This is a genomic window from Caballeronia sp. (assembly GCF_049581465.1).
GTDB lineage: Bacteria > Pseudomonadota > Gammaproteobacteria > Burkholderiales > Burkholderiaceae > Caballeronia.
Window position 1 is genome coordinate 1 of the sequence record NZ_JBAUSA010000310.1, and the last position, 2,880, is coordinate 2,880.

General features: G+C 57.1%; 4 protein-coding genes. 3 read left to right on the plus strand and 1 reads right to left on the minus strand.

The genetic code is table 11. The annotated features are described in order from the left end of the window. The 3 genes from WCA53_RS07720 to WCA53_RS07730 form a co-directional block, all read left to right on the plus strand. On the plus strand, positions 1-367 hold a 367-nt coding region (locus WCA53_RS07720), incomplete at its 5' end, for a hypothetical protein (protein ID WP_423907614.1). Continuing rightward, on the plus strand, positions 364-1,299 hold the full coding sequence (locus WCA53_RS07725) for a glycerophosphodiester phosphodiesterase (RefSeq protein WP_423907616.1): 936 nt from the start codon (positions 364-366) through the stop codon (positions 1,297-1,299). The genes WCA53_RS07720 and WCA53_RS07725, both read left to right, overlap by 4 nt. Positions 1,300-1,568: 269 nt before the next feature. Then, complete coding sequence (locus WCA53_RS07730; RefSeq protein ID WP_423907619.1) at positions 1,569-2,279, plus strand: oxidoreductase; 711 nt, start codon at positions 1,569-1,571, stop codon at positions 2,277-2,279. Positions 2,280-2,414: 135 nt separating this feature from the next. Here WCA53_RS07730 and WCA53_RS07735 read toward each other — a convergent pair. After that, on the minus strand, positions 2,415-2,880 hold a 466-nt coding region (locus WCA53_RS07735), incomplete at its 5' end, for a universal stress protein (RefSeq protein ID WP_423907622.1).

Below are 2,880 nucleotides of genomic sequence, written 5' to 3' on the forward strand. Positions count from 1 at the left end.
CTCCAAGATCAAGGCCGCCGAGGTCAATGAAGGCCGCCTCAAGAGCCTGATCGCCGACACCCTGCCGTCGCTCAAGAAGGATATCTCGGTGGAAGCAAGAGCCTATAACGAACTGCCCACCATGCACGGATTCTTGATCGACGACAGTGTGCTCGTTGTAGGCGTGTGCGACACGTTCGACGGGATAATCAAAACGACCCCCTATATGGTATTTGTCGGGGACCAGGAAGAGCAAAACCTCGATCCCGACATTGCCCGCAATATGATCGAGATCTTTTCGAGCTGGTTCGACGCTCATTGGTCCACTGGCAGACGGATCAATCCAGGCACCCCAGGTGTCGGTGACGCTAAAGCGGTGTCTCCGTGACTACTCGTAGCCGCTCAGCAGAAAGGCTCGAACGGTTGCGATCGCACGTAGTCCATACGCCGTTGCGCATTGCGCATCGTGGGGCGAGAGCCCTGGTACCCGAGAACACGATCGACGCGTTCAGGAAGGCTATCGAGCTTGGCAGCGACATGATCGAGTTCGACGTCCATCTTTCGCGCGACGGGCATCCTGTCGTTGTGCACGATGACACGGTCGACCGATGCAGCGATGTAAAGCGCCGTTTTCCGGGCCGCTCCAGCTACTTCGTCTCCGATTTCACTCTTGCGGAGCTTCAGTCGCTCGATGCGGGTAGCTGGCATGTCGAACAACTCAACCTGCCTGCCCACGAACGGCAGCCGTATCTTCAGTTGCTGCGGCCCGACGAGTTGTCTCGTTACGTTTCCGATGTGGAGCTGAGGTGGTTCAAATCGGGGAATGTGCGAATTCCTTCGCTAGCGGAAGCTTTGTCCTTCTTCGCCGAGACCAGTATATTAATCAACATAGAGCTCAAGACAATCCCTCGCATGTATCCGGGCATCGCCCAAAAGGTCATCGACCAGATCAAGCTTCGCGGCCTCGAATCGCGGGTGCTCATTTCCTCTTTCGATCACGAGCAACTTCGGACGGTCCGTGCGCTCGACGCGAACATGGTGACCGCGGTCCTGACCAGTGACCGCTTGTGCGCGCTAACGACCTATCTCGACGCGATCGACGCTGACGCGTTTCATCCCGGCTGCTACGCCGACTTCGACACGCTCGGATTCGGTTCGGTAGACGGAACACTTCAACTCCAGCACGTCAGCGAAGTATTGGCATCGGGTAGATGGGTCAATGCCTGGACGTGCAACGACGAAAGCGAAATCGACGCCTTGATTCGTGCAGGATTTAGCGGAATCATGACGGACTATCCAAACCGATTTGGACCTCCGTAGCGGTGACACTCTGGAGCGCCATGCTGACGACGAGCTTTCGTCAGGCCAATCAGCAGGACCGCTTGCGCACCGAGCTGACGGCCACGCTCTATCAGCATAGTTATATACGTGGTATTCGCGTTGAACGCCTTGCTGGCGGACCTCTTCCGCCCTAACCTGAATCCGGCATTCAGCGGTCCTCCGAACAGTTTCCTGGGCCGGCCATCTTACGCAATCCAACCATCGACGAACGCCCGATTTCGGAGGACGAAGGTCCTATTGGAGAAGACATGCACGACAGCCTCCTATCAGTCATCATTACGCGGAAATGGCAACTTGCCGAGAGTTACCATGCCGTTGAACTTCAAACCAAGTCCCGCTCGGAGCTTCCGTCGTTTGACGATGGAGCTTGCGTCGCACTGGTTCGCGGTAACGCCATCTACAAGGAGAAAATATATCCCCTGTGCTGTTTTACGTCTCGGCCGCGTGCCTATGTAATCGCTGTGAGACAAGACGATGGCGACGCGAACGCAGAAACAGGTGACATCTGGTTGAGTCAGGGAGACGAGGCGTTTATCGTAACGCCACGGAGTCCTACGGTTATTTTAGACGGACGCACACGCTCTATACTTTTTGCCGGAGGCGTTGGCGCCGCATCGATCGCGGGAATCGCAAATCGGCTTGCCTTGGCAGGTCACACATTCGATCTGCACAACTTCGCTCGCTCTCCTGAACGTGCAGTCTTTCGAGAAGAACTTGACGCGCTTAAAAGCGAAGGCAGGGTTCATCACCATTTTGGCTTGAATGCCGACCGGTTGGAGGAGACCACTTCTCACGCGATTAGCCCGGCACATGCGAACACTCAGATCTACTGCAGTGGTCCCCCGGCATTTATGGATCTCATCGAGCGCCACGCTCGCGACTGGGTGTATCCGGCTAATATCCACAAAATTGTCTTGGGTGACAGAAAAAATTCATCGGGATATGGAACGCCGTCATGATCCGATACAGGATATGCACCCAGATACGGTTATCCCACATGTTGTCGAGACCCTGCTGCAACGGGTTCTCGCTCCACGGGTTCATGTTCAGTCGCTCGGCGCTATCGCGTGGCAGGTCTTCTCCCGGCATAGCGGCTAGCCCTTGTCCCGGGTTTCGATCAGTACCGCACAGCGCGCCCGTTCAATGACTGCGCCGCAGGGCGACGGGTTGGCCCAGCGGCGTATCCGTGACAAATGGTGATGTCCCATCACGATGATCTCCGCAGTCAGCAGCCGGGCTTGTTCGAGGATGACGTCGACCGGATTTCCCGCGCAGAAGTGCTGTTCCACTGTGAGATTCCGGTCGGCAAGCTGTGCGGCTGCGGCAACCAGGACGGATCGTGCGAAAGAGGTCTCCGCGTGTGCGAACGGGTAGGTCAGGCCATCGGGCGCGACACCGCTTTCGCAACCGGGAGGCAACGCGTAGGACGGGTCGACAACGCATAGCAGGTGTACGGTTGCCGCACTGGGCGCCGCCACGCGGCTGGCAAGGTTGACAACGTGTACGCTCTGGGGCGAGCCGTCCAGCGGAACGAGGAGGGTGTTGAACATGGTTGAAGAT

What these genes read in the sequence shown, in the direction of transcription:
- WCA53_RS07730 (WP_423907619.1), top strand. Translation starts at nt 1,569, where the DNA reads ATGCACGACAGCCTCCTATCAGTCATCATTACGCGGAAATGGCAACTT.